At 70.9% G+C, this 4,323-nt stretch carries 5 protein-coding genes; 1 reads left to right on the top strand and 4 read right to left on the bottom strand.

The window, feature by feature from the left end; translation table 11 throughout:
• Nucleotides 1-851: hypothetical protein (locus RMO85_RS00090; RefSeq protein WP_310525671.1), on the top strand; the 851-nt coding region annotated here is incomplete at its 5' end.
• 54 nt (nt 852-905) lie between these two features.
• Here RMO85_RS00090 and RMO85_RS00085 read toward each other — a convergent pair.
• The 4 genes from RMO85_RS00085 to RMO85_RS00070 form a co-directional block, all read right to left on the bottom strand.
• Nucleotides 906-1,268 carry a PLD nuclease N-terminal domain-containing protein gene (locus tag RMO85_RS00085; protein WP_310525670.1) on the bottom strand — a complete coding sequence of 121 codons (363 nt, stop codon included), beginning with the start codon at nt 1,266-1,268 and terminating at the stop codon, nt 906-908.
• A 70-nt stretch (nt 1,269-1,338) separates the two neighbouring features.
• Nucleotides 1,339-1,713 carry an MmcQ/YjbR family DNA-binding protein gene (locus tag RMO85_RS00080; protein WP_310525669.1) on the bottom strand — a complete coding sequence of 125 codons (375 nt, stop codon included), beginning with the start codon at nt 1,711-1,713 and terminating at the stop codon, nt 1,339-1,341.
• 45 nt (nt 1,714-1,758) lie between these two features.
• A complete protein-coding gene (locus RMO85_RS00075) occupies nt 1,759-2,934 on the bottom strand; it encodes an acyl-CoA dehydrogenase family protein (RefSeq protein WP_310525668.1) in 1,176 nt (391 codons plus the stop codon).
• Nucleotides 2,931-4,323, bottom strand: a 1,393-nt coding sequence (locus RMO85_RS00070) for a biotin/lipoyl-containing protein (protein WP_310525666.1), incomplete at its 5' end; no start/stop codon positions are given. The genes RMO85_RS00075 and RMO85_RS00070, both read right to left, overlap by 4 nt.

Below are 4,323 nucleotides of genomic sequence, written 5' to 3'. Positions count from 1 at the left end.
GTCCGGACAGCCGCACGCCGGTACCGACTGGCCTCGAGGCAGGGTGCCCGGAGCCGGAGACCGAGGTGCGGTTCCCGGAGGGCGACCTGCCCGAGGGGGCGACGCGGGTGCGACTGTGCCCCGGGCCACCGTTGAGCGACTACTCCGGCGAACCGGTGCAGGGACCGCCCGACCTCCTGACCGACGCGGTGAGCAACCTGGTGAGCCTGGTCAACAGGCTCGACAGCGTCGAGACCGACACCGAGTGCCCCTTCGACGGGGGGCCTGTGCTCGTCTACTGGTTCGGCTATCGCGACGGTGACTGGCGTGCAGTGCGGTTCGACTCCTACGGCTGCAACCAGCTCACGCTCGGGGAGGGCCTGCGTCGTCGCGGTGGCACGGAGCTGGCCATCGCCTTCACCGAGGCGCTGATGTCCCAGCGCCGTGACCAGGAAGCGCCCGGTGTCTCGCGGCACGTGTCGTGCCCTGTGTCACCCGTCGCCGTCACGCACTCGGGGCTGGTGCTCGACCAGGTAGAACTCGCCGCGGCGGTGTGGTGTGTCAGTCCACGCGCGCAGCAGGTCCGCGAGGTCGCCATACCGCCCGACCTGCTCGCGCGGCTGAACGCCGACCTCTGGCCGGGGCTCGCCACCAAGTCCCGTCGGCCGTGCCCGGAAGCCATCTCGTCCTGGATCGAGGGCATCACCTTGTGGGGGGATGCGGTCGGCTTCGGCATCGGCGCGTGCGGCGACGTCTACCCCCTGCATGGCGCAACGCTGCTGGACGACCACGGCCGGCACTACCTGACGCCGGCACTGGACGCCGCTCTGACGGCGCTGCCGCTCGGGCCGCTGGTCGATCACCGCAGCTGAGCCGGCCCCGCCCGTGGTCCGAAGGTCCGCGCAGGTGCGTGCACACTCATCCGGTTACGTGTCGGCGTCCGGCTTGTCCTTCTTCTGCTGCTCATAACGCCGGCGCTGCTCCTCGGCGCGCTCGCGCACCTTCCGCAAGTAGTCCTCGTCCTTCGCCAGCTCGCGCGCGGTGGCGGGTCGTGACCGGTCGCTGATGGGCTTCGCGGGGGCGGCTCCCGCATCGGTCACCGTGTTCGCCGGCCGCCCCGCGAGCAGCCAGGCGACGGCACCGGCCAACGGGAGGAACACGATCGTCAGGATCCACGCCACCTTGGGCATGGTGCGGATGCGGGACTCGTCGGTGGAGGCCGCCTCGACCAGGCACCACACCGTGAAGCCGAGGCTGACGACTGCGAGGAACGCAGAGAGCTTGAGCACACTCACAGCATGCTGCCTGGTGCCAAGCCCCGCCAGCGGTGTGGCCATACCGTTAGCGCGAACCCGGGCCTCAGGCCGGGCGCTCCACCCGCGCGGCCAGCTTCACCGGCGCCTGGAGGCAGTAGGAATCGGTGAGCAGCTCGGCCAGCTCGGTCCAGTCGGTGTCCTCGTCGAGCAGCATGCCGACGACGTTGGGCCCCCAAACGGAGCGGAAGTAGGGCTCGCCCAGGAGCTCGAAGGCCATCACCTCGTCGGGCTCGGCGCGGAACGTGATCCGGAACAACTGGTCCTCGCCCCCGAAGACATGCGCGATCGTCGCCGCGCCGACCCGCCACCGGGTGCCGACCCAGGCCGGCTCCTCCGCGCACTCGGGGAGAGCGCACAGGAGCGAGCTCAGCCGCCGCACCCACGCCTCGGGCACCGGCGGGCGGTCCTTCGATGCCATGCCCCACAGCCTAGGAGACGACACGGCCGGATCGCGGCGTCCGGCTCAGTAGGACTTCGGCAGCCCCAGCGAGTGCATCGCCACGAAGTTGAGGATCATCTCCCGACTGATCGGCGCGATGCGTCCCGCGCGGGTCGCGACGAGGAGCCCGGCCATGCCGTACTCCTGGGTGATCCCGTTGCCGCCGTGCGTCTGCAACGCGCGGTCCGCGGCGTCGCAGGCGGCTTCGGCGGAGGCGTACTTCGCCATGTTGGCGGCCTCTCCCGCACCCATGTCGTCGCCGGCGTCGTAGAGCGCAGCCGCCTTCTGGGTCATCAGCCGCGCCAGCTCGATCTCGATGTGCGACTGCGCCAGCGGGTGCGCGATCGCCTGGTGGGCGCCGATCGGGGACTTGAAGACGGTGCGTTCCTTCGCGTACGCCGCAGCGCGATCCAGCGCGAACCTCGCCAGCCCCGTGGAGAACGACGCGGCCATGATCCGCTCCGGGTTGAGGCCCGCGAAGAGCTGGACGAGGCCGCCGTCCTCGTCACCGACGAGCGCGTCGGCCGGCAGCCGCACGTCGTCGATGAAGACCTGGAACTGCAGCTCGGGGCTGACGATCTCCATCGGGATCGGGGTGAACTCGAAGCCCTCCGCATCCGTGGGCACCACGAACAGGCAGGGCTTGAGCTTGCCGGTCCCTCCTTGTTCCTTGGGGCGATCCTCGGTACGCGCGACCACCAGCACGTTGTCGGCCTCGTCGACGCCGGAGATGTAGATCTTCTGGCCCTTGAGGACCCAGCCGTCGCCGTCGCGGCGAGCGGTCGTGGTGATGTTGTGGGAGTTGGTGCCGGCGTCGGGCTCGGTGATCGCGAAGGCCATCGTGGCGGTCCCGTCGCACAGCCCGGGCAGCCAGCGCTGCTTCTGCTCCTCGGTGCCGTAGCGGGAGATCACGGTGCCGCAGATCGCCGGGCTGACGACCATCATCAGCAGCGGGCAACCCTGCGCTGACAGCTCCTCGCAGACGGCGGCGATGTCCCCGATCCCGCCACCCCCGCCGCCGTACTCCTCCGCGATGTTGATGCCGAGGTAGCCCGCCTTGCCGATCTCCAGCCACAGCTCGGTGGTCTTCTCGCCGGCGCGCGCCTTCTCGGTGAACCAGTCGCGGCCGAACTTGCCGGCCAGCTTGGCGACCTGGCGGCGCAGTTCCTGGCGCTCGTCGGACTCGGTGAAGTTGCTCATGCGTCGTCTCCTTCGACAATGGCGAGCACGTCGCCCGAGGCGACCTGCTGTCCTGGCTGTGCGTTGAGAGTGGTGACCCGTCCGGCGGACGGGGCGGTGATGGTGTGCTGCATCTTCATCGCCTCGAGCACGAGCACGACCTCGCCGGCCTCGACCTCGTCGCCCTCTTCCACTGCGACCTTGACGACGGTGCCGGGCATCGGTGCGAGCAGGCTGCCGCTCGCGATCGCGTCGGCCGGGTCGGTGAACCGCGGCACCTCGCGTAGACACGCGGACATTGCCGGTCCGTCGACCCAGAGCTCACGCGGGGCGCCGGGGGTGGCGTCCGACCAATGTCCGCGCGTCTGCGTGGTCACGCCGTCGACCTCCAGCGTGGCGTGGGCCGGCGAGACGTCGAGCACGCTCACACCGGCGACCACGAAACCGTCGCGCGTGCCCCACCACTCGACCGGGTCGTGCCCCTCGAAGGTGGTGCGCTGCGGTTGCGAGGTCACGTTGCGCCAGGCGGGGGGGATGCCCTGCTGGACGGATCGCCGGCCCGCATCGCCGGCCGCGAGCATGAGCGCCGCGGCGATGACTCCGGTCCGGTGACCCGGGGCCGCAACGGGCTCCGACGTCGGCCGCGACTCGAGCCACGAGGTCGTGACCTCGTCGGCCGCGAAGTCGGCGGACAGCAGGATCTCGATCAGGTGGTCGCGGTTCGTCACGACGCCGTGGATACGGGCGCGTCGCAGCGCCGCCACCAGCTGCCGGATCGCCTGCTGCCGGTTGGGTGCCCAGGAGATGACCTTGGCCAGCATCGCGTCGTAGTGCGTCGAGACCTCGTTCCCGCTCTCGAAGCCCGAGTCGACCCGGATCCCGGCGCGGGCCAGCGGCCCGAACTCGGCGTCCGAGGGGATGTCGAGCGTGACGAGGCGACCCGACTGGGGCGTCCAGGTCTCGTCCTCGGCGTAGAGCCGGACCTCGATCGCGTGACCGTCGACCGGGTTGGCCACCGGACCGGCGCCGAAGCCGCCGCCCTCGGCCACCGCGAGCTGCAGCTCGACCAGGTCGACGCCGTGCACCAGCTCGGTGACCGGGTGCTCGACCTGGAGCCGGGTGTTCATCTCCAGGAAGAAGAAGCGCTCGGTGTCGGGGTCGTAGAGGAACTCGACGGTCCCGGCGCCGCGATAGCTGATCGAGGCCGCGGCCCTGCGCGCCGCCTCGTGCAGCGCGGCGGCGACCTCCGCCGGCACGGAGGCGGCCGGCGCCTCCTCGATCACCTTCTGGTGCCGGCGCTGGACCGTGCAGTCGCGCTCGCCGAGCACCAGCACGTCTCCGTGCCCGTTGCCGACGACCTGCACCTCGACGTGACGGCTGCGCGCGACGTACGGCTCGACGAAGACCGTG

Source organism: Nocardioides sp. (assembly GCF_031422975.1).
In the GTDB taxonomy this organism is placed as follows: Bacteria; Actinomycetota; Actinomycetes; order Propionibacteriales; family Nocardioidaceae; genus Nocardioides.
Note: the sequence above shows the minus strand (reverse complement) of the source record. Positions and strands in the feature narration are given on the sequence as shown.